Source organism: Bradyrhizobium sp. Kon69 (assembly GCF_055807515.1).
In genome coordinates this window covers 125,201-144,359 of sequence record NZ_JBVVOS010000010.1, presented here as the reverse complement: position 1 = coordinate 144,359, position 19,159 = coordinate 125,201, and the positions used below count along the sequence as shown (strand labels likewise).

At 64.3% G+C, this 19,159-nt stretch carries 16 protein-coding genes; 13 read left to right on the top strand and 3 right to left on the bottom strand.

The features are described 5' to 3' along the window. Positions 1-47: 47 nt before the first annotated feature. The 8 genes from sucC (at position 48) to AC0L3U_RS15560 (ending at position 9,992) form a co-directional block, all read left to right on the top strand. Positions 48-1,244: an ADP-forming succinate--CoA ligase subunit beta gene (gene sucC / locus AC0L3U_RS15595; protein ID WP_007604323.1), complete on the top strand. Its 1,197-nt coding sequence runs from the start codon at positions 48-50 to the stop codon at positions 1,242-1,244. 4 nt (positions 1,245-1,248) lie between these two features. Beyond that, positions 1,249-1,728 (top strand): DUF1579 family protein, encoded by a 480-nt coding sequence (locus tag AC0L3U_RS15590; RefSeq protein ID WP_473362306.1) that lies wholly within the window; start codon positions 1,249-1,251, stop codon positions 1,726-1,728. A 34-nt stretch (positions 1,729-1,762) separates the two neighbouring features. After that, positions 1,763-2,647, top strand: a complete 885-nt coding sequence (sucD, locus tag AC0L3U_RS15585; RefSeq protein ID WP_007604325.1) for a succinate--CoA ligase subunit alpha — start codon at positions 1,763-1,765, stop codon at positions 2,645-2,647. 137 nt (positions 2,648-2,784) lie between these two features. Next, positions 2,785-5,754 carry a 2-oxoglutarate dehydrogenase E1 component gene (locus AC0L3U_RS15580; protein ID WP_473362305.1) on the top strand — a complete coding sequence of 990 codons (2,970 nt, stop codon included), beginning with the start codon at positions 2,785-2,787 and terminating at the stop codon, positions 5,752-5,754. A gap of 161 nt (positions 5,755-5,915) precedes the next feature. Continuing rightward, complete coding sequence (odhB, locus tag AC0L3U_RS15575) at positions 5,916-7,160, top strand: 2-oxoglutarate dehydrogenase complex dihydrolipoyllysine-residue succinyltransferase (protein ID WP_473348835.1); 1,245 nt, start codon at positions 5,916-5,918, stop codon at positions 7,158-7,160. A 64-nt stretch (positions 7,161-7,224) separates the two neighbouring features. Beyond that, positions 7,225-7,974 carry an SDR family oxidoreductase gene (locus tag AC0L3U_RS15570; protein WP_473362304.1) on the top strand — a complete coding sequence of 250 codons (750 nt, stop codon included), beginning with the start codon at positions 7,225-7,227 and terminating at the stop codon, positions 7,972-7,974. A 56-nt stretch (positions 7,975-8,030) separates the two neighbouring features. Further along, the gene (gene lpdA / locus AC0L3U_RS15565; protein WP_473362303.1) at positions 8,031-9,428 is read left to right on the top strand and encodes a dihydrolipoyl dehydrogenase; all 1,398 of its coding nucleotides are present in this window, start codon (positions 8,031-8,033) and stop codon (positions 9,426-9,428) included. A 33-nt stretch (positions 9,429-9,461) separates the two neighbouring features. Beyond that, the gene (locus tag AC0L3U_RS15560; RefSeq protein ID WP_027566406.1) at positions 9,462-9,992 is read left to right on the top strand and encodes a hypothetical protein; all 531 of its coding nucleotides are present in this window, start codon (positions 9,462-9,464) and stop codon (positions 9,990-9,992) included. A gap of 104 nt (positions 9,993-10,096) precedes the next feature. Here AC0L3U_RS15560 and AC0L3U_RS15555 read toward each other — a convergent pair whose 3' ends face one another. Continuing rightward, the gene (locus AC0L3U_RS15555; protein ID WP_026233888.1) at positions 10,097-10,687 is read right to left on the bottom strand and encodes a DUF4337 domain-containing protein; all 591 of its coding nucleotides are present in this window, start codon (positions 10,685-10,687) and stop codon (positions 10,097-10,099) included. 117 nt (positions 10,688-10,804) lie between these two features. Between AC0L3U_RS15555 and AC0L3U_RS15550 the strand changes: the two genes are divergently transcribed. Beyond that, positions 10,805-11,377, top strand: a complete 573-nt coding sequence (locus tag AC0L3U_RS15550; protein WP_473348830.1) for a hypothetical protein — start codon at positions 10,805-10,807, stop codon at positions 11,375-11,377. A 4-nt stretch (positions 11,378-11,381) separates the two neighbouring features. Here AC0L3U_RS15550 and AC0L3U_RS15545 read toward each other — a convergent pair whose 3' ends face one another. Then, the gene (locus tag AC0L3U_RS15545; RefSeq protein WP_473362302.1) at positions 11,382-12,347 is read right to left on the bottom strand and encodes a tyrosine recombinase XerC; all 966 of its coding nucleotides are present in this window, start codon (positions 12,345-12,347) and stop codon (positions 11,382-11,384) included. A 109-nt stretch (positions 12,348-12,456) separates the two neighbouring features. Here AC0L3U_RS15545 and AC0L3U_RS15540 point away from each other — a divergent pair, with 109 nt between their 5' ends. Then, positions 12,457-14,667: a primosomal protein N' gene (locus AC0L3U_RS15540; protein WP_473362301.1), complete on the top strand. Its 2,211-nt coding sequence runs from the start codon at positions 12,457-12,459 to the stop codon at positions 14,665-14,667. 198 nt (positions 14,668-14,865) lie between these two features. Here the strand turns inward: AC0L3U_RS15540 and AC0L3U_RS15535 are convergent, their stop codons facing one another. Continuing rightward, positions 14,866-15,375, bottom strand: a complete 510-nt coding sequence (locus tag AC0L3U_RS15535; protein ID WP_027566411.1) for a septal ring lytic transglycosylase RlpA family protein — start codon at positions 15,373-15,375, stop codon at positions 14,866-14,868. Between the two features lie 646 nt (positions 15,376-16,021). Here AC0L3U_RS15535 and AC0L3U_RS15530 point away from each other — a divergent pair. The 3 genes from AC0L3U_RS15530 (at position 16,022) to AC0L3U_RS15520 (ending at position 19,140) form a co-directional block, all read left to right on the top strand. Further along, entirely contained in the window at positions 16,022-16,582 is a 561-nt protein-coding gene (locus tag AC0L3U_RS15530; protein ID WP_027566412.1) for a F0F1 ATP synthase subunit delta, read from the top strand. Beyond that, a complete protein-coding gene (atpA, locus tag AC0L3U_RS15525) occupies positions 16,582-18,111 on the top strand; it encodes a F0F1 ATP synthase subunit alpha (RefSeq protein ID WP_106945574.1) in 1,530 nt (509 codons plus the stop codon). The genes AC0L3U_RS15530 and atpA overlap by 1 nt, the downstream gene beginning before the upstream one ends. Positions 18,112-18,264: 153 nt before the next feature. Continuing rightward, positions 18,265-19,140 (top strand): F0F1 ATP synthase subunit gamma, encoded by an 876-nt coding sequence (locus AC0L3U_RS15520; protein ID WP_473362300.1) that lies wholly within the window; start codon positions 18,265-18,267, stop codon positions 19,138-19,140. Positions 19,141-19,159 lie beyond the last annotated feature (19 nt).

Below are 19,159 nucleotides of genomic sequence, written 5' to 3'. Positions count from 1 at the left end.
GAGGTGGGCCTACGAGGTCACCGCCCGCGGGTTCAGGGAGCGACCATATGAATATCCATGAATATCAGGCCAAAGCGCTGCTGAACGAGTTCGGCGTCGCCATCTCCAAGGGCGTTCCGGTCCTGAAGGCGGCCGATGCGGACGCGGCGGCAAAGGCACTCCCGGGCCCGGTCTGGGTCGTAAAGAGCCAGATCCACGCCGGCGGCCGCGGCAAGGGCAAGTTCAAGGAAGCATCGGCTGGCGACAAGGGCGGCGTGCGCATCGCCAAGTCGGCCGCGGAGGTTTCCGAATTCGCCAAGCAGATGCTCGGCGCCACGCTCGTCACCATCCAGACCGGCCCCGCCGGCAAGCAGGTCAACCGCCTCTACATCGAGGACGGCTCCGACATCGACAAGGAATTCTACCTCTCGATCCTGGTCGACCGCGAGACCTCGCGCGTTTCCTTCGTGGTGTCGACCGAGGGCGGCGTCAACATCGAGGACGTCGCGCACAACAGCCCTGAGAAGATCGTGACCTTCTCGATCGATCCCGCGACCGGCATCATGGGCCATCACGGCCGCACCGTCGCGAACGCGCTGAAACTCTCCGGCGATCTCGCCAAGCAGGCCGAGAAGCTCACCGCGCAGCTCTACGCGGCGTTCGTCGCCAAGGACATGTCGATGCTGGAGATCAACCCGCTGGTCGTGACCAAGCAGGGCCAGCTCCGCGTGCTCGACGCCAAGGTGTCGTTCGACGACAACGCCCTGTTCCGTCACCCCGAGGTGCTCGCACTGCGCGACGAGACCGAGGAGGACGCCAAGGAAATCGAGGCGTCGAAATACGACCTCAACTACGTCACCCTCGATGGCAATATCGGCTGCATGGTCAACGGCGCCGGCCTCGCGATGGCGACGATGGACATCATCAAGCTCTACGGCATGGCGCCGGCGAACTTCCTCGACGTCGGCGGCAGCGCCAGCAAGGAGAAGGTCGCGGCCGCCTTCAAGATCATCACCGCGGACCCGAACGTGAAGGGCATCCTGGTCAACATCTTCGGTGGCATCATGAAGTGCGACGTGATCGCCGAGGGCGTCACGGCTGCGGTTCGTGAGGTCGGCCTCAGCGTGCCGCTGGTGGTTCGCCTCGAAGGCACCAATGTCGAGCTGGGCAAGAAGATCATCCGTGAATCCGGCCTGAACGTGGTGCCGGCCGACAATCTCGACGACGCCGCGCAGAAGATCGTGAAGGCCGTCAAGGGAGGCTGAGGCCATGACCCAGGACCATCTCGCTGCATCATCCCCGCTGCCGGAGCACGCGCGTCTTGCCGCATTCGCCGGTGAATGGAATGGCGAAGAGGTGGTCTTTGCGTCGCGGTGGACGGAGGGTGGAACGGCGACCTCTCACGTCGTGGCCCACATGGATCTCAACGGCTTCTACCTGATCCAGGACTCGGTCCAGACCCGCGACGGCAAGCAGAGCTTCGCCACCCACGGCATCTTCACCTTCGACCGCGAAGACCGGACCTACAAATTGTTCTGGTACGATTCGCTCGGCTACACGCCGCCCTCGCCCGCCTCCGGTGGTTGGGTCGGCAAGACCCTGACGCTGGTGCGCGGTTCGCTCCGCGGCAATGCGCGCCACGTCTATGAAATCATCGACGACGATTCCTATTCGTTGAAGATCCAGTTCTCGCCGGACGCGGAAGGCTGGGCCGACGTGCTCACCGGCGTCTACCGCCGCATCCACTGACCTCTCACTCGTTAGTTTCGCGAAAGCAGACCTCATGTCCATCCTGATCGACAAGAACACCAAGGTCATCTGCCAGGGCTTTACCGGCAAGAACGGCACCTTCCATTCGGAGGCCGCGATTGCCTATGGCACGAAGATGGTCGGCGGCACCTCGCCCGGCAAAGGCGGTGCGACGCATCTGGGTCTGCCGGTGTTCGACACCGTGCGCGAGGCGCGTGAGAAGACTGGTGCCGACGCGTCGGTGATCTATGTGCCGCCGCCGGGCGCGGCCGATGCGATTTGCGAAGCCATCGACGCCGAGATCCCGCTGATCGTCTGCATCACTGAAGGTATCCCGGTCATCGACATGGTCCGGGTGAAGCGTTCGCTGGCCGGCTCCAAGTCGCGCCTGATCGGGCCGAACTGCCCGGGCGTCATGACCGCCGGCGAATGCAAGATCGGCATCATGCCGGCCAACATCTTCAAGACCGGCAGCGTCGGCATCGTCTCGCGCTCGGGCACCCTGACCTACGAAGCCGTGTTCCAGACCACCCAGGAAGGCCTCGGCCAGACCACGGCGGTCGGCATCGGCGGCGATCCGGTCAAGGGAACCGAGTTCATCGACGTGCTGGAAATGCTGCTCGGCGACCCCAAGACCGAGTCGATCATCATGATCGGCGAGATCGGCGGTTCCGCCGAGGAGGACGCCGCCCAGTTCCTCAAGGACGAGGCCAAGCGCGGCCGCAAGAAGCCGATGGTCGGTTTCATCGCCGGTGTCACGGCCCCTCCCGGCCGCCGCATGGGCCACGCCGGCGCGATCATTTCGGGTGGCAAGGGCGACGCCGGTTCCAAGACCGACGCCATGAAATCGGCAGGAATTACAGTGTCGCCATCTCCCGCTCGCCTTGGCCACACGCTTGCCGAAAAATTGAAGGCTTGATTCACACCTTCGTAATTTTCCGGGCGAAGTTTCGCAGCAAATAGGGTAAATGGTGCCTGTCGCGCTGGTCCTCTGCCGGGGAGCCCAGCGCCAGCGCCGTTTGTTATGCGCGAACCGAAATCGCCAGGAACTCAAGTATGTCTCGCCAAGACGCGAACGCAGCCTTTGCCCTCTCCTCCTTTTTGCAGGGCACCAACGCCACCTACATCGACGAAATCTACGCCCGCTACGAGAAGGATCCGTCCTCGGTGGATGCCGAGTGGCAGGAATTCTTCAAGAGCCTCAACGACCAGCCGGGTGACATCAGCAAGAACGCCCAAGGCCCGTCCTGGGAGCGCGCCAACTGGCCGCTGACCCCGCAGGACGATCTGACCTCCGCGCTCGACGGCAATTGGGCGGAAGTCGAGAAGACCGTCGGCGCCAAGATCGCTGCCAAGGCCCAGGCCAAGGGTGGCGACAAGGCCGGCGGCCTCTCCTCCGCCGATCTGCTCCAGGCCACGCGCGACTCCGTCCGCGCCCTGATGCTGATCCGGTCCTACCGCATGCGCGGCCACTTCCACGCCAAGCTCGATCCGCTCGGCATCGAAGCCCAGCGCAACCGCGAAGAGCTCGACCCGCGGACCTACGGCTTCAGCGAAGCCGATTTCGACCGCAAGATCTTCCTCGACCATGTGCTCGGTCTCGAATACGCCAGCTTGCGCGAAATCACCGCGATCTGCGAGCGTACCTACTGCCAGACGCTCGGCGTCGAGTTCATGCACATCACCAACGCGGCGCAGAAGGCGTGGATCCAGGAGCGCATCGAGGGGCCGGACAAGGAAATCTCCTTCACCCGCGAAGGCCGCCGCGCCATCCTGATGAAGCTGGTCGAAGCCGAAGGCTTCGAGAAGTTCTGCGACACCAAGTTCACCGGCACCAAGCGCTTCGGCCTGGACGGTGCTGAATCGCTGATCCCCGCGCTTGAGCAGATCATCAAGCGCGGCGGCAATCTCGGCGTGAAGGAGGTCGTGCTGGGCATGCCGCATCGCGGCCGGCTCAACGTGCTGACCCAGGTGATGGGCAAGCCGCATCGCGCGCTGTTCCACGAGTTCAAGGGCGGTTCGGCCAATCCTGATGCGGTCGAAGGCTCGGGCGACGTCAAATATCACCTCGGCGCGTCCTCGGACCGCGAGTTCGACGGCAACCGCATCCATCTGTCGCTGACCGCCAACCCCTCGCATCTCGAGATCGTCGATCCCGTGGTGCTCGGAAAAGTCCGCGCCAAGCAGGATCAGCACGGCGATCCGCCGGATATGCGCATCTCGGTGATGCCGCTCCTGATGCATGGCGACGCTGCGTTCGCCGGCCAGGGCGTGGTCGCGGAATGTTTCGGCCTGTCGGACCTGAAGGGCTACCGCACCGGCGGCTCCGTGCACTTCATCGTCAATAACCAGATCGGCTTCACCACCTATCCGCGTTATTCCCGTTCGTCGCCTTACCCGTCCGACGTGGCGAAGATGATCGACGCGCCGATCTTCCACGTCAACGGCGACGATCCGGAAGCCGTCGTGTTCGCGGCCAAGGTCGCGACCGAGTTCCGGCAGAAATTCCACAAGCCCGTCGTCATCGACATGTTCTGCTACCGCAGGCATGGCCATAACGAGGGCGACGAGCCGGCTTTCACCCAGCCGGTGATGTACAAGAAGATCGCGGCCCATCCCTCGACGCTCGAGCTCTACGCCCGCCGTCTCATCAGCGAAGGCGTGCTGACCGAGGGCGAGGTCGAGAAGGCCAAGGCCGACTGGCGCGCGCGGCTCGATGCAGAACTCGAAGCCGGCTCCGGCTACAAGCCCAACAAGGCCGACTGGCTCGACGGCAAATGGGCCGGCTTCAAGATCGCCGATCAGGAGGAAGACGCGCGGCGTGGCGTCACCGGCGTCGACATCACCGCACTGAAGGACATCGGCCGCAAGATCACCAAGGTGCCGGACGGTTTCCGCGTCCACCGCACCATCCAGCGCTTCCTCGAAAACCGCGCCAAGGCGATCGACGGCGGCACGGGCATCGACTGGGCGACCGGCGAGGCGCTGGCGTTCTGCACGCTGCTCAACGAGAATCACCATGTCCGCCTGTCCGGACAGGATTCGGAGCGCGGCACCTTCTCGCAGCGCCACTCGGTCCTGATCGACCAGGAAGACGAGAGCCGCTACACGCCGTTCAACCATCTCGGTCACGAGCAGGGCCATTACGAGGTCATCAACTCGCTGCTGTCGGAAGAAGCCGTGCTCGGCTTCGAATACGGCTATTCGCTCGCCGAGCCGAATACGTTGACCCTGTGGGAAGCGCAGTTCGGCGACTTCGCCAACGGCGCGCAGGTCGTGTTCGACCAGTTCATCTCCTCGGGTGAGCGCAAATGGCTGCGCATGTCCGGCCTCGTCTGCCTCCTGCCGCATGGCTATGAAGGCCAGGGACCGGAGCACTCCTCGGCGCGTCTGGAGCGTTATCTCCAGATGTGCGCGGAAGACAACATGCAGGTGGTCTATCCGACCACGCCGGCGAACTACTTCCACGTGCTGCGCCGGCAGCTCCACCGCGAGATCCGCAAGCCGCTGATCGTGATGACGCCGAAGTCGCTGCTGCGTCACAAGCGGGCGGTGTCGCGTCTCGAGGAGCTCGCGAAGGGAACGACCTTCCACCGCATCCTCTATGACGACGCTCAGATGCTGCCGAGCGAAGCGATCAAGCTCGTTCCCGACGAGAAGATCCGCCGCATCGTGCTCTGCTCGGGCAAGGTCTATTACGACCTCTACGAGGAGCGCGAGAAGCGCGGCATGGACGACATCTATCTGATGCGCATCGAGCAGCTCTATCCGGTGCCGCTGAAGGCGCTGGTGGCCGAGCTGTCGCGCTTCAAGAAGGCCGAAGTGGTGTGGTGCCAGGAAGAGCCCCGCAACATGGGTGCCTGGCACTTCATCGAGCCCTATCTGGAATGGGTGCTGAACCAGGTGAACGGTGTGAGCCGGCGTCCGCGTTATGTCGGCCGCGCCGCCTCCGCCGCGACCGCGACGGGTCTGATGTCGAAGCATCAGGCGCAGTTGAAGGCGTTCCTGGACGAAGCATTGAGCTGAGAAGTTTTTTGGACGTCGTCATGCCCCGCGAGGCGGGGCATCCAGTATTCCGCGCCGCTCGTCTTAATCACGAAAGTCACGGCGTACTGGATTGCCCGCCTTCGCGGGCAATGACGTATGAAATTCCCGACCGCATTGGCGATCTCCTTAAGGAAAAGACCATGACTGAAATTCGTGTGCCGACCCTCGGCGAATCCGTCACCGAGGCCACCATCGGCCGCTGGTTCAAGAAGGCCGGCGATGCTGTCGCCGTTGACGAGCCCTTGGTGGAGCTCGAGACCGACAAGGTCACCATTGAGGTCCCGGCGCCGTCCGCGGGCACGCTAAGCGAGATCATCGCCGCAGATGGCACGACCGTTGCGGTCGGTGCGCTGCTCGGCCAGATTACCGAAGGCGCCGCCGGCGCTGCCAAGCCGGCGCCCGCTGCGCCCGCCAAGCCCGCGGCTGCCGCTCCTGCCGTCGCTGCTGCGGCTGCTCCCGCTGCGGCGAAGGCGCCGCCGGCCGATGCGCCGCTCGCCCCGTCCGTGCGCAAGCTCTCGGCCGAGACCGGCATCGACGCCTCGACCGTTCCGGGCTCCGGCAAGGACGGCCGCGTCACCAAGGGCGACATGCTCGCCGCGATCGAGCGTGCTGCCTCGGCGCCGACCCCGGTCAACCAGCCTGCCGCAGCGGTTCAGGTCCGCGCACCCTCGCCGGCCGATGACGCCGCCCGCGAAGAGCGCGTCAAGATGACCCGGCTGCGCCAGACCATCGCGCGCCGCCTCAAGGACGTGCAGAACACCGCCGCGATGCTCACGACCTTCAACGAGGTCGACATGACCAACGTCATGGCGCTGCGCGCCCACTACAAGGATGCGTTCGAGAAGAAGCACGGCTCGAAGCTCGGCTTCATGGGCTTCTTCACCAAGGCCGTCGTGCAGGGGCTGAAGGACATCCCGGCCGTCAACGCCGAGATCGACGGCACCGACCTGATCTACAAGAACTACTACCACATCGGCGTTGCCGTCGGCACCGACAAGGGCCTCGTCGTGCCCGTGGTGCGCGACTGCGACAACAAGTCGATCGCCGACATCGAGAAGGGCATCGCCGATTTCGGCCGCCGCGCCCGTGACGGCCAGCTCAAGATCGACGAGATGCAGGGCGGCACCTTCACCATCACCAATGGCGGCATCTACGGCTCGCTGATGTCGACCCCGATCCTGAACGCGCCGCAGTCCGGCATCCTCGGCATGCACAAGATCCAGGAGCGGCCGATGGTCGTCGGCGGCAAGATCGAGGTCCGCCCGATGATGTATCTGGCGCTGTCCTACGATCACCGCGTCATCGACGGCAAGGAAGCCGTGACCTTCCTGGTTCGCGTCAAGGAGAGCCTGGAAGATCCCGCGCGCCTGGTGCTCGATCTCTGATCCCTGATGCTCTGCGAGCGCCGTCGCCTTTCGCGACGGCGCGTGTCGAACCATGGAGGCGTGCGTGACCGATAAAGTCGTTGTCATCACCGGCGGCAGCCGCGGCATTGGCCGCGCGACTGCGATCGCGGCGGCCGCTCGCGGCTTCCGAATCGTCGTCGGCTATGCCAGCAACAAGATGGCCGCCGACGAGGTGGTTTCCGCGATCGAAGCCAGCAACGGCAAGGCCATCGCGGTGAAATGCGACGTCGCCGAGGAAAGCGATATCCTCGCGCTGTTCAAGGCCGCGGACGCGTTCGGCACGCTCGGCGCACTCGTCAACAATGGCGGTATTGTCGGGACCAGCGGCGTGCGCGTCGACGAGATGTCGGCCGAGCGCATCCAGCGCGTCATGGCGGTCAACGTCACCGGCTCCATCCTCTGCGCGCGCGAAGCGGTGAAGCGGATGTCGACCAGGCACGGCGGCCAGGGCGGCGTCATCGTCAATCTGTCATCGGTTGCTGCCAAGCTCGGCGCGCCTAACACCTATGTTGATTATGCCGCGTCCAAGGGCGCGATCGATTCCTTCACCATCGGCCTCGGCTATGAGGTTGCCGGCGAGGGCATTCGCGTCGCGGGCATCCGCCCCGGCCTGATCGACACCGAAATCCACGCTGCCGGCGGTGAGCCCGACCGCGCCCATCGTCTGGCCCATATGGTGCCGATGAAGCGCGTCGGTACTGCCGATGAAGTCGCCAATGCCATCGTCTGGCTGATGTCGGACGAGGCCTCCTACGTCACCTCAGCCATTCTCGATGTCTCCGGCGGACGCTGACGCGCTGCGCGGACGCCGACACCTCCCTCAACGCTAAACTTACGGGACTTTCTCTCATGGCATACGATCTCGTCGTCATCGGCACCGGACCGGGCGGTTATGTCTGCGCGGTGCGTGCAGCGCAGCTCGGCATGAAAGTCGCCGTGGTCGAAAAGAACGCGACGCTCGGCGGCACCTGCCTCAATGTCGGCTGCATGCCGTCGAAGGCGCTGCTGCACGCCTCCGAAATGTTCGACGAGGCCGGGCATTCCTTCGCCAAGATGGGCGTCAGCGTCTCCGCGCCGAAGCTCGATTTGCCTGCGATGATGAACTTCAAGCAGCAGGGCATCGACGGCAACGTCAAGGGCGTCGAGTTCCTGATGAAGAAGAACAAGATCGACGTGCTCAAGGGCGCCGGCAAGATCCTCGGCACCGGCAAGGTCGAAGTCTCGGCCGACGGCAAGTCGCAGGTCGTCGAGACCAAGAGCATCGTGATCGCGACCGGCTCGGATATCGCGCGCCTCAAGGGCATCGAGATCGACGAGACCCGCATCGTGTCCTCGACCGGCGCGCTGTCGCTGGACAAGGTCCCCGGCAAGCTGCTGATCGTCGGCGCCGGCGTGATCGGCCTCGAGCTCGGCTCGGTCTGGCACCGTCTCGGCGCCGAAGTCGTCGTCGTCGAATTCCTGGATCGCATCCTGCCCGGCATGGACGGCGAGATCGCCAAGCAATTCCAGCGCATCCTGGAGAAGCAGGGCTTTGCCTTCAAGCTGGGTGCCAAGGTCACGGGCGTGGACACCTCCGGCAAGACGCTGAAGGCGACGGTCGAGCCCGCCGCCGGCGGCGCCGCCGAGACGCTGGAAGCCGACGTCGTTCTCGTCTGTATCGGCCGTGTGCCGTACACGGAGGGGCTGGGCCTGAAGGAAGCTGGCGTTGCGCTCGACAATCGCGGCCGCGTGCAGATCGATCCGCATTTCGCCACCAGTGTGAAGGGCGTCTATGCCATCGGAGATGTCGTCGCGGGCCCGATGCTCGCGCACAAGGCCGAGGATGAAGGCGTCGCTGTTGCCGAGATCATCGCGGGGCAGGCCGGCCACGTGAACTACGATGTTATCCCAGGCGTCGTGTATACCACGCCGGAAGTGTCCTCCGTCGGCAAGACCGAGGAGGAGCTGAAGCAGGCGGGCGTGGCTTATACGGTCGGAAAGTTTCCCTTTACCGCCAACGGCCGCTCCAAGGTCAACCAGACCACCGACGGCTTTGTGAAGATTCTCGCAGATGCGAAGACCGATCGCGTGCTCGGCGTGCACATTATCGGCCGCGAAGCCGGCGAAATGATCCATGAGGCGGCCGTTCTCATGGAGTTTGGCGGCAGCGCGGAAGATCTCGCGCGCACCTGCCACGCACACCCGACCCGCTCCGAGGCCATCAAGGAGGCCGCGCTTGCAGTCGGCAAGCGGGCCATCCATATGTAGGTCGCGCCCAGCGCCGAACCGGGCGGGAAACACATGCTACGCCGCCTGCTTCAACCGGTCTGGGTCCTGCTTGCGATCATCTTCCTGATCGAAGCCTGGCTGTGGGACCATCTCGAACCGATCGTTGCGCGCGTTGTCGCCATTGTCCCGCTCGCGCGGTTCAAGCAATGGCTGTCGGACCGCGTCGATGCGCTGTCGCCGGCGATGACGCTGATCGTGTTCGCTGTGCCGATCATCCCGCTGTTTCCGCTCAAGCTGGTCGGCCTGTGGCTGCTCACGCACGAATACTGGACCAGCGCGGTCTTCACCATCGTGTTCGCAAAGCTGCTCGGGGTCGGCGTCACCGCCTTCGTGTTCGATGTGACGCGCGACAAGCTGATGGAGATGGCCTGGTTCGAGCGGCTCTATGATCTGGTGCTGAAGCTGCGTGCCAAGGCCGCCGAGCTGGTCGATCCGGTCAAGCGGCGCATCAGGGAGCTGATCGCCGGCAACGGCGAAGGCTGGTCCTCCCGCACGCTCCGCCTGATCCAGCGTTTTCGCAAGAGCGTGCACGAAGCGCGTTGAGCGTCGACGCAATGAGCGTCGCGTAGCCCGGATGAGCAAAGCGATATCCGGGATTCCTTATTGTGGCTCCCCGCATGTCGCTGCGCTCATGCGGGCTACGAGCCTCAATGCAGATGCAGCAGATGCGGCGACCATGCGCCGAGCATGGTCATCCCAAGTCCGGCAAGCGACAGCAGGCCCGCGATCCAGGCGAGCGGCAGCATGCCGGTGATGATCGTCGCCGAGGCCAGCACGATGCCGATCTGGAAGGCGGCGGACGCCAGCTCGAAATGATGATATTTCGCAGTGGCCTCATCACGCTCGTGCTCGGCGTGCTTGGCCTTTTCGGCCAGCTGCTCGGTGCCTTCGCCGGTCTCCGGCTCGGAGCGGTAGCGCTGCGCGGTCTTCTGCCAGTCCTCGATCTGCTTCTGCACGGCAACCTTGTTGGCCTCGTCGCTCGCCGCGCCGAGGATGAGCTTGCCCTGGTCGGCCATGGTCTGCACCACGGTGCGGCGGATGCTCTTGGCCTGGAAGAAGGCCCAGAGGTTGGAGGCCTCGACGTTCTTGCTGATCGATTCGGTCTGGGCGCCCTTGCCGAGCGTCTCGGAGATCGCCAGGAACAGCGCCAGAACGGCGATCAGGAGCGCGATCTTCTTGTTCGAGCCGGACGCGTGTTCGGCGTGCTCGGCATGCTCCATGCTTTCATGTGCACTCATAAATCCCTCCTGCCTGTTTACCAACGATTGACCGAACTGCGCGACGGGCGCAAGTGGCAAGCCGCGATGGCCGTTGCAATTAAGGGTTTCGCTTCCGGGCTGATCTAGTCCTGTCCCATGACCACAGCGGAATTCATCGCAGCCTGCGTCTGGCCTTCCATCCTCGCCTCCGCGTTTGCGCTACTGAAGGCCCGCAACACCGCGGCCTTTCCGTTCGTCGGCAAGATTGTTCTCGCGCTTGGCCTGATCTACATCGGCCTGTTGCGGTTTTATGACAAGAGCTCGATCATCGCAGTCAACGACGTCCATATCGGCCTCGTTGTTCTGGGCCTGATTATCGTCGGCTCGCAGCTGCGACAACCTCCGCTGTACGGCTCATGGCGCGACAAGGCGAAGGCGTTCGCCTCGATGATCCTGATCGTGCTGCTCGGCAGCGGTCTTGCATGGTATGCCGGACGAATGCTGTTTCTCGATCACCTGACGTCCCGCCTTGTGATCGAAGGCCGTGTCGATCGTGCGTGGAGGTCAGGTAACCGTCGCAAGGCGGACTATCTCGTTCGCATCGCGGGCCAACCGGTGAAGGTCACCGCGCCGCTGTACGAGCGGCTGGAGACGTTCAGGCCGATGGTCCGCGTCGAGGTCGGGCGCGGCTCGAACTACGTTTACGATATCGAGTATCTCGCCAACTGAGCCGCTAGCGCCGCGGATGCGCGCTGGCATAGACTTCCAGCAGCCGCTCGGCATCGATGCCGGTATAGATCTGCGTGGTCGAGAGCGAGGCATGGCCGAGCAATTCCTGGATCGCGCGCAAATCGCCGCCGCGTGACAGCAGATGCGTGGCGAAGGAATGCCGGAGCGCGTGCGGCGTGGCGCTGTCGGGCAGGCCGAGCGCGCCGCGCAGCCGCTCCATCGCGAGCTGGATGATGCGCGGGCTCAAGGGCCCGCCGCGTGCGCCGACGAAGATCGGGCCTTCGGCCGGCAGCGGATACGGGCACATCGAAACGTATTCCTGCACCAGTGCGAGCACGTTCTGGAGCACCGGCACCATGCGGCTCTTGTTGCCTTTGCCTGTTACGATCAGCACGTCGCCTTCACCGGGACGCGGCACCTCGCGGCGCGTCAGGCCAAGCGCTTCGGAGATGCGCAGGCCCGAGCCGTAGAGGAGAGCCATCACCGCGGCATCGCGCGCCAGAATCCAGCTCTCGCGATCCTCGCCGGCGCGCTCGTCGGCGTCCGCGAGACGTTTGGCCGACGCCATCGGCAGCGGCTTTGGCAGGCTCTTGGCGACTTTCGGCGCGCGGATCGCCGAGAGCGCCCCGACCTTGCCCTTGCCTTCGCGTTCGAGGAAGCGGCCGAACGAGCGCAGGCCCGCGAGTGCGCGCATCAGCGAGCGGCCGGCAATATCGTCGGCGCGGCGCATCGCCATGAAGGCCCTGATATCGGTGGCTTCCAGCGCGGCGAACCGCTTCAGCGTCACCCGCTCGCCCCAATGGCCGCAGAGGAAATTCAGGCACTGCCGCAAATCGCGGGCATAGGCTTCCAGCGTCTTCGGCGACAGCCGTCGCTCCGCGCCGAGATGCGACAGCCAGCGCGTCATCTCCTGCGCGATGTCAGGATCGGCGCTGGCGAGCTCGATTTGTGGGGCGGCGGCTTTGCTCATGCGCTCTGGACGTGGTGATTCCACTCAGTATATCGCATCACACTCGTTTATCGTTCGCTAAGGCCGCCTCAGGGCGCTAGCCTTGAAGCCCCGGGTTCCGATTCCCCTCATGGACCACACGTCGCGCAGCAACGCCGTCTCCGCCAACGCGACCCGCATGGTCGACGTGCTGGTGCCGGTCGCGCTCGACCAGACCTATTCCTACAAGGTGCCGCGCGGGATGGAGCTGAAGGCGGGCGATATTATCGGCGTGCCGCTCGGCCCGCGCGAGGTGCTCGCCGTGGTCTGGGCCGAAAACGCCAATCCCGATCCGCGCCTGCACAACCGCCTCAAGGAGGTCAGCGAAAAGCTCGACATCCCGCCGTTGAAGCCCGAGTTGCGTGCGGTCGTGGACTGGATCGCCAATTACACGCTGAGCCCGCGCGGCATGGTGCTGCGCATGTGCCTGCGGATGGGCGAGAACCTCGGCCCCGAGCGGGTGCGCGCCGGCGTCCGCCTGGTCGGCGATCCGCCAAAACGTCTGACGCCGGCGCGGCAGCGCCTGATCGAGGTGCTGTCGGACCGGCTGCTGCACGGAAAGTCGGAAGCCGCCAAGGAGGCCGGCGTTTCGGCCGGCGTGATCGACGGCCTCGTCGACGAAGGTACGCTCACGGTCGAGCCGATGCCGCCGCCTCCGCCGCCGCCCGCACCCGATCCGGATTTCAGCCGGCCGGAGTTTTCGCCGCTCCAGCGCGCCGGGGTCGATGCCATGCGCGCGCTCGCGGCCAACGGCAGCTTTCACGTCGCGCTGCTCGACGGCGTCACCGGCTCGGGCAAGACCGAGGTTTACTTCGAAGCCGTGGCCGAGGCGATCCGCTGCGGAAAACAGTCGCTGATCCTGATGCCGGAGATCGCGCTCACCGGCCAGTTCCTCGATCGCTTTGCGCAACGTTTTGGCGTGCGTCCCTTGGAATGGCATTCCGAGCTGACGCCGCGCACCCGCGCGCGCAATTGGGCGGCGATCTCCGAGGGCAGCGCGCCGGTCGTGGTCGGCGCGCGCTCGGCGCTGTTTCTGCCTTACGCCAATCTCGGCCTCATTGTGGTCGATGAAGAGCACGACCAGGCCTACAAGCAGGACGAGGGCGTGCATTATCACGCCCGCGACATGGCGGTGGTGCGCGCGCACATCGCAAAGGTCCCGATCGTGCTGGCGTCGGCGACGCCGTCGGTCGAGTCCGAGGTCAATGCGCGCAAGAACCGCTATCAGCGCATCGCGCTGCCGTCGCGCTTCGGCGGCCAGCACATGCCGCATATCGAGGCCATCGACATGCGCCGCGAGCCGCCGGCGCGCGGCCGCTTCATCTCGCCGCGGCTGGCGTCCGAGATCAGGACCGCGATCGAGCGGCGCGAGCAGGCGCTCTTGTTTCTCAATCGCCGCGGCTATGCGCCGTTGACGCTGTGCCGCGCCTGCGGCCATCGCTTCGCCTGCACCATCTGCGATGCCTGGCTTGTCGATCACCGCTTCCGCCAGCGCCTCGTCTGTCACCATTGCGGTTTCTCGATGCCACGCCCGCAAACCTGCCCGCATTGCGCGGCGGAGGAATCGCTGGTCGCGGTCGGGCCCGGCGTCGAGCGCCTACAGGAGGAAGCGGCGGCGCTGTTCCCGGAAGCGCGCACCATGGTGCTGTCGAGCGATCTCATCACCTCGATCGAGACGATGCGCTCGGAACTCAATGATATTGCGGAGGGCCGCGTCGACGTCATCATCGGCACCCAGCTCGTCGCCAAGGGCCACAATTTCCCGCGGCTCAACCTGGTCGGCGTGGTCGATGCGGATCTCGGCCTGTCCAATGGCGATCCGCGCGCATCGGAGCGCACCTGGCAATTGCTCAACCAGGTGATCGGCCGCGCCGGGCGCGAGCAGGGCCGCGGCGTCGGCTATCTCCAGACCCACCAGCCCGATCATCCCGTGATGAAGGCGCTGATCGCCTGCGACCGCGAAGCGTTCTATGACAGCGAGATCGATTTGCGCGAACGCACGCTCTATCCGCCGTTCGGGCGGCTTGCGAGCCTGATCATTTCCGCCGGCGACCGGCCGAGCGCCGAGGGTTTTGGCCGCCACCTCGTTGCGCTCGCGCCGCGCGACGAGCGCGTGGTGGTGCTCGGCCCGGCGGAAGCCCCGCTCGCGGTCATCAAGGGCCGCTACCGCTTCCGCATTCTGGTGAAATCCGCACGCGGCTTCGACCTGTCGGATTATCTGCGCAACTGGCTTGCCGTCTGCCCGAAGCCGAAGGGCAATCAAAAGCTCGAAATCGACGTCGATCCGCAGAGCTTTTTGTAGGCCACCGCTCTCTCCCCGTCATTGCGAGCGCAGCGACTTGTCCGCCGAAGCTTTAGCGAAGGCGGAAGCAATCCAGAATCCCTCCACGGAGGCAGTCTGGATTGCTTCGTCGCTGCGCTCCTCGCAATGACGGCCGAGGAACAAACAAAAAGCCCGCCGTCCCCCAAGACGGCGGGCTTGTTTCACGCGTCGCGCGTCTTAGGAGACGACTTCCGCGGTGACGCGGCCGACGCCGGCGCCGGTGAGGCCGATGGCGCGGGCAGCGCCCGTGGAGAGGTCGAGGACACGGCCGCGGATGAACGGGCCACGGTCGTTGATGGTGACGATGACGCTCGAGCCACCATGGGTAACGCGCAGCTTGGTGCCGAACGGCAGCGAACGGTGCGCCGCGGTCATGGCGTTCTGGTTGAAGCGCTGGCCCGAGGCAGTCCTGCTGCCGGACTCGTTGCCGTAAAAGGAAGCCATGCCGGAGAAGGAACGTCCGGTGCCCTGCGACGGCGTCATCGACGCATTGGCGTTACGCCAATCGGAGGTCGTGTTGGCATCGTTCTGGGCGTGGTGGCGGTGATGATGGTGGGAATACCGATGGTGATGGCGGGATTTGGCGGAAGCTTCGGTGGCAGTTCCACCGATGAGAAGAGTTGCGGCAACAAAGGCGATCGCCGTACGCGGCCGGGTCACAGAGCCCAGCGTCTTCAAACAAAGCATATATTGGTCCCTAAGCTAGTATTGCCACATATGTGGCAAGTGGAGCCCCCGTAAGTTTGCGAGCGGGACCGCGTTTCGATTCCTAATGAGGCGTGAATTGGGCAGTAAATCCGTTCTGTGTCGCCGTGTAATATCTTGTTACCGGCAGGGATATTCAGCCGACATTCCGTAATATTGAAATTTAACGATTCATTAACTTCTATATTACTCGGGAATACTGTAAAACGAAGTCATCGCTTTCTGCATTTAGAATTCGGAAAGTATTCGGCGAGTGAAGCTGGGAGCGCCGGAATCACGCCTCAGCGATCCGTGTTCATGGCCGCTATGCGCTGAGGGCAGGAACCAATGGCCGGCATCGGCTCGGGGGTGGCCTTAGGGGCTGTGGCAATTCCGCGGCGTGGCAGGTCGTCATCGCGTCGTCGTGGACTGCGACGAACTGGCGACAGAACGTCATGCCTTTAATTTGGCGTCATGTTGCACGTGCGCGCCTGCTATGTTAGCAAAGCCGCGATTTTAACGAGCCCGGCACTTCCGTGCGGGGTCGAAAATCGAAGTCCCGCTTGAATTCCAAGGGCTTGGATCGCTAGGCGCCGCTTTGTGGCGACGGTTTTTCCCTTGCGAGTTTGACAGCAAAAAGAGCACGTCTGTGGCTGCAGAAGATACGTCCGTTTCCGGTGTGTCGGGCCGTTATGCAACGGCCTTGTTTGAACTGGCCCGCGACCAGAAAGTGGTCGACGAGGTCAAAGCCGATCTCGAGAAATTCGAGGGCATGCTGAACGAAAGCGCCGATCTGAAGCGCCTCGTCCGCAGCCCGGTTTTCGCGGCCGACGCCCAGTCCAGGGCCCTCTCGGCCGTTTTGGACAAGGCGGGCATCGCCGGCATCTCCGCCAATTTCCTGAAAGTGCTGACCGCCAACCGCCGCCTGTTCGCGGTGGCTGACGTCATCCGCGCCTATCGCGCCCTGGTCGCCAAGTTCAAGGGCGAGGCCACGGCCGACGTCACCGTGGCGGAGGCGCTCTCGGACAAGAATCTCGACGCCCTCAAGGTTGCCCTGAAGTCGGTGACCGGCAAGGACGTCGCGCTCAACGTGAAGGTCGATCCCTCGATCATCGGTGGCCTCGTGGTCAAGCTTGGCAGCCGGATGATCGATAGCTCGCTTCGCACCAAACTCAATTCGATCAAGCACGCGATGAAAGAGGCAGGCTGATGGACATCCGCGCCGCGGAAATTTCCGCGATCCTCAAGGACCAGATCAAGAATTTCGGCCAGGAAGCTGAAGTCTCCGAAGTCGGACAGGTGCTGTCCGTCGGCGACGGTATCGCCCGCGTTTACGGTCTGGATAACGTCCAGGCCGGTGAAATGGTCGAGTTCGAGAACGGCACCCGCGGCATGGCGCTGAACCTCGAAACCGACAACGTCGGTATCGTCATTTTCGGCGCCGACCGGGAGATCAAGGAAGGCCAGACCGTCAAGCGCACCCGCGCCATCGTGGACGCGCCGGTCGGCAAGGGCCTGCTCGGCCGCGTCGTCGACGCGCTCGGCAATCCCATCGACGGCAAGGGCCCGATCCAGGCCGACAAGCGCATGCGCGTCGACGTCAAGGCGCCCGGGATCATTCCGCGCAAGTCCGTGAACGAGCCGATGGCAACCGGCCTCAAGGCGATCGACGCCCTGATCCCGATCGGCCGCGGCCAGCGCGAGCTGATCATCGGCGACCGTCAGACCGGCAAGACCGCGATCGCGCTCGACACCATCCTCAACCAGAAGCCGCTCAACGCGCAGCCGGACGAGAACATCAAGCTGTATTGCGTCTACGTCGCGATCGGCCAGAAGCGCTCGACCGTTGCCCAGTTCGTGAAGGTGCTGGAAGAGCAGGGCGCGCTCGAATATTCGATCATCGTCGCCGCCACCGCGTCCGATCCGGCGCCGATGCAGTACATCGCGCCGTTCACCGGCTGCACCATGGGCGAGTACTTCCGCGACAACGGCATGCACGCCGTCATCATCTATGACGATTTGTCCAAGCAGGCCGTCGCCTACCGCCAGATGTCGCTCCTGCTGCGCCGCCCGCCGGGCCGCGAAGCCTATCCGGGCGACGTGTTCTATCTGCATTCCCGCCTGCTCGAGCGCGCGGCGAAGCTGAACAAGGACCAGGGCTCGGGCTCTTTGACGGCGCTGCCGGTCATCGAAACCCAGGCCAACGACGTGTCGGCCTACATTCCGACCAACGTCATCTCGATCACCGACGGCCAGATCTTCCTCGAAACCGACCTGTTCTTCCAGGGCATCCGCCCCGCGGTGAACGTCGGTCTGTCGGTGTCGCGCGTCGGCTCCTCGGCGCAGACCAAGGCCACCAAGAAGGTCGCCGGCAAGATCAAGGGCGAGCTGGCGCAGTACCGCGAAATGGCGGCGTTCGCGCAGTTCGGCTCCGACCTCGACGCCTCGACGCAGCGCCTGCTCAACCGCGGCTCGCGTCTCACCGAGCTCCTGAAGCAGCCGCAGTTCGCGCCACTGAAGATGGAAGAGCAGGTCTGCGTGATCTGGGCCGGCACCAACGGCTATCTCGATCCGCTTCCGGTCAACAAGGTGCGCGCGTTTGAGGACGGTCTGTTGTCGCTCCTGCGCGGCAAGAACGTCGAGATCCTCAACGCGATCCGCGACAGCCGCGATCTCTCCGACGACAGTGCCGCCAAGCTGAAGTCGGTGGTCGAAGGTTTCGCCAAGAGCTTCGCATAAGAGAGCGGTCGCAAGGCCGGGCTTGTTGTCCCGGCCTTCCGTGCCTCACTGCATGGAAACGAAGACGTGGATGCCCGGGACACGCCCGGGCATGACGACTGGGATAGGCTAGCGGCTTGATCCAAGGGATCGAACCGCCGGGGTGAACGAAGAATGGCGTCACTTAAAGACATGCGCGTCCGCATCGCCTCCACCAAGGCGACGCAGAAGATCACCAAGGCCATGCAGATGGTCGCGGCGTCCCGATTGCGCCGTGCCCAGCAAGCGGCCGAGGCGGCGCGGCCCTATGCCGACAAGATGAGCGCGGTGATCTCCAACATCGCCAGCGCTGCCGCCGGTTCGCCCGGCGCGCCGGTGCTGCTGGCCGGCACCGGCAAGGACCAGATTCACCTGCTGCTGGTCTGCACCGGCGAGCGTGGTCTGTCCGGCGCCTTCAACTCCTCGATCGTGCGCCTCGCGCGCGAGCGCGCCCAGGCGCTGATGGCGCAGGGCAAGGAAGTCAAATTCTTCTGCGTCGGCCGCAAGGGCTACGAGCAGCTCCGCCGCCTGTACGACAAGCAGATCGTCGAGCATCTCGACCTGCGCGGCGTTCGTCAGCTCGGCTTCGTCAACGCCGAGGACATCGCAAAGAAGGTTCTGGCCCGCTTCGACAACGGCGAATTCGACGTCTGCACGCTGTTCTACGCGCAGTTCAAGTCGGTGATCGCCCAAGTCCCGACCGCGCAGCAGATCATTCCGCTGACCGTGGAAGAAAAGGCGGCGAACGCGCCGTCGACGTCTTACGACTACGAGCCGGAGGAAGACGAACTCCTCTCCGGCCTGTTGCCGCGGAATATCGCGGTGCAGATCTTCCGCGCGCTGCTGGAAAACAACGCCTCGTTCTACGGCGCCCAGATGAGCTCGATGGACAACGCCACCCGCAATGCCGGCGAAATGATCCGCAAGCAAACCCAGATCTACAACCGAACCCGTCAAGCCCAGATCACCAAGGAGCTGATCGAGATCATCTCCGGCGCCGAGGCGGTCTGACGCACGAACCAAACGACGG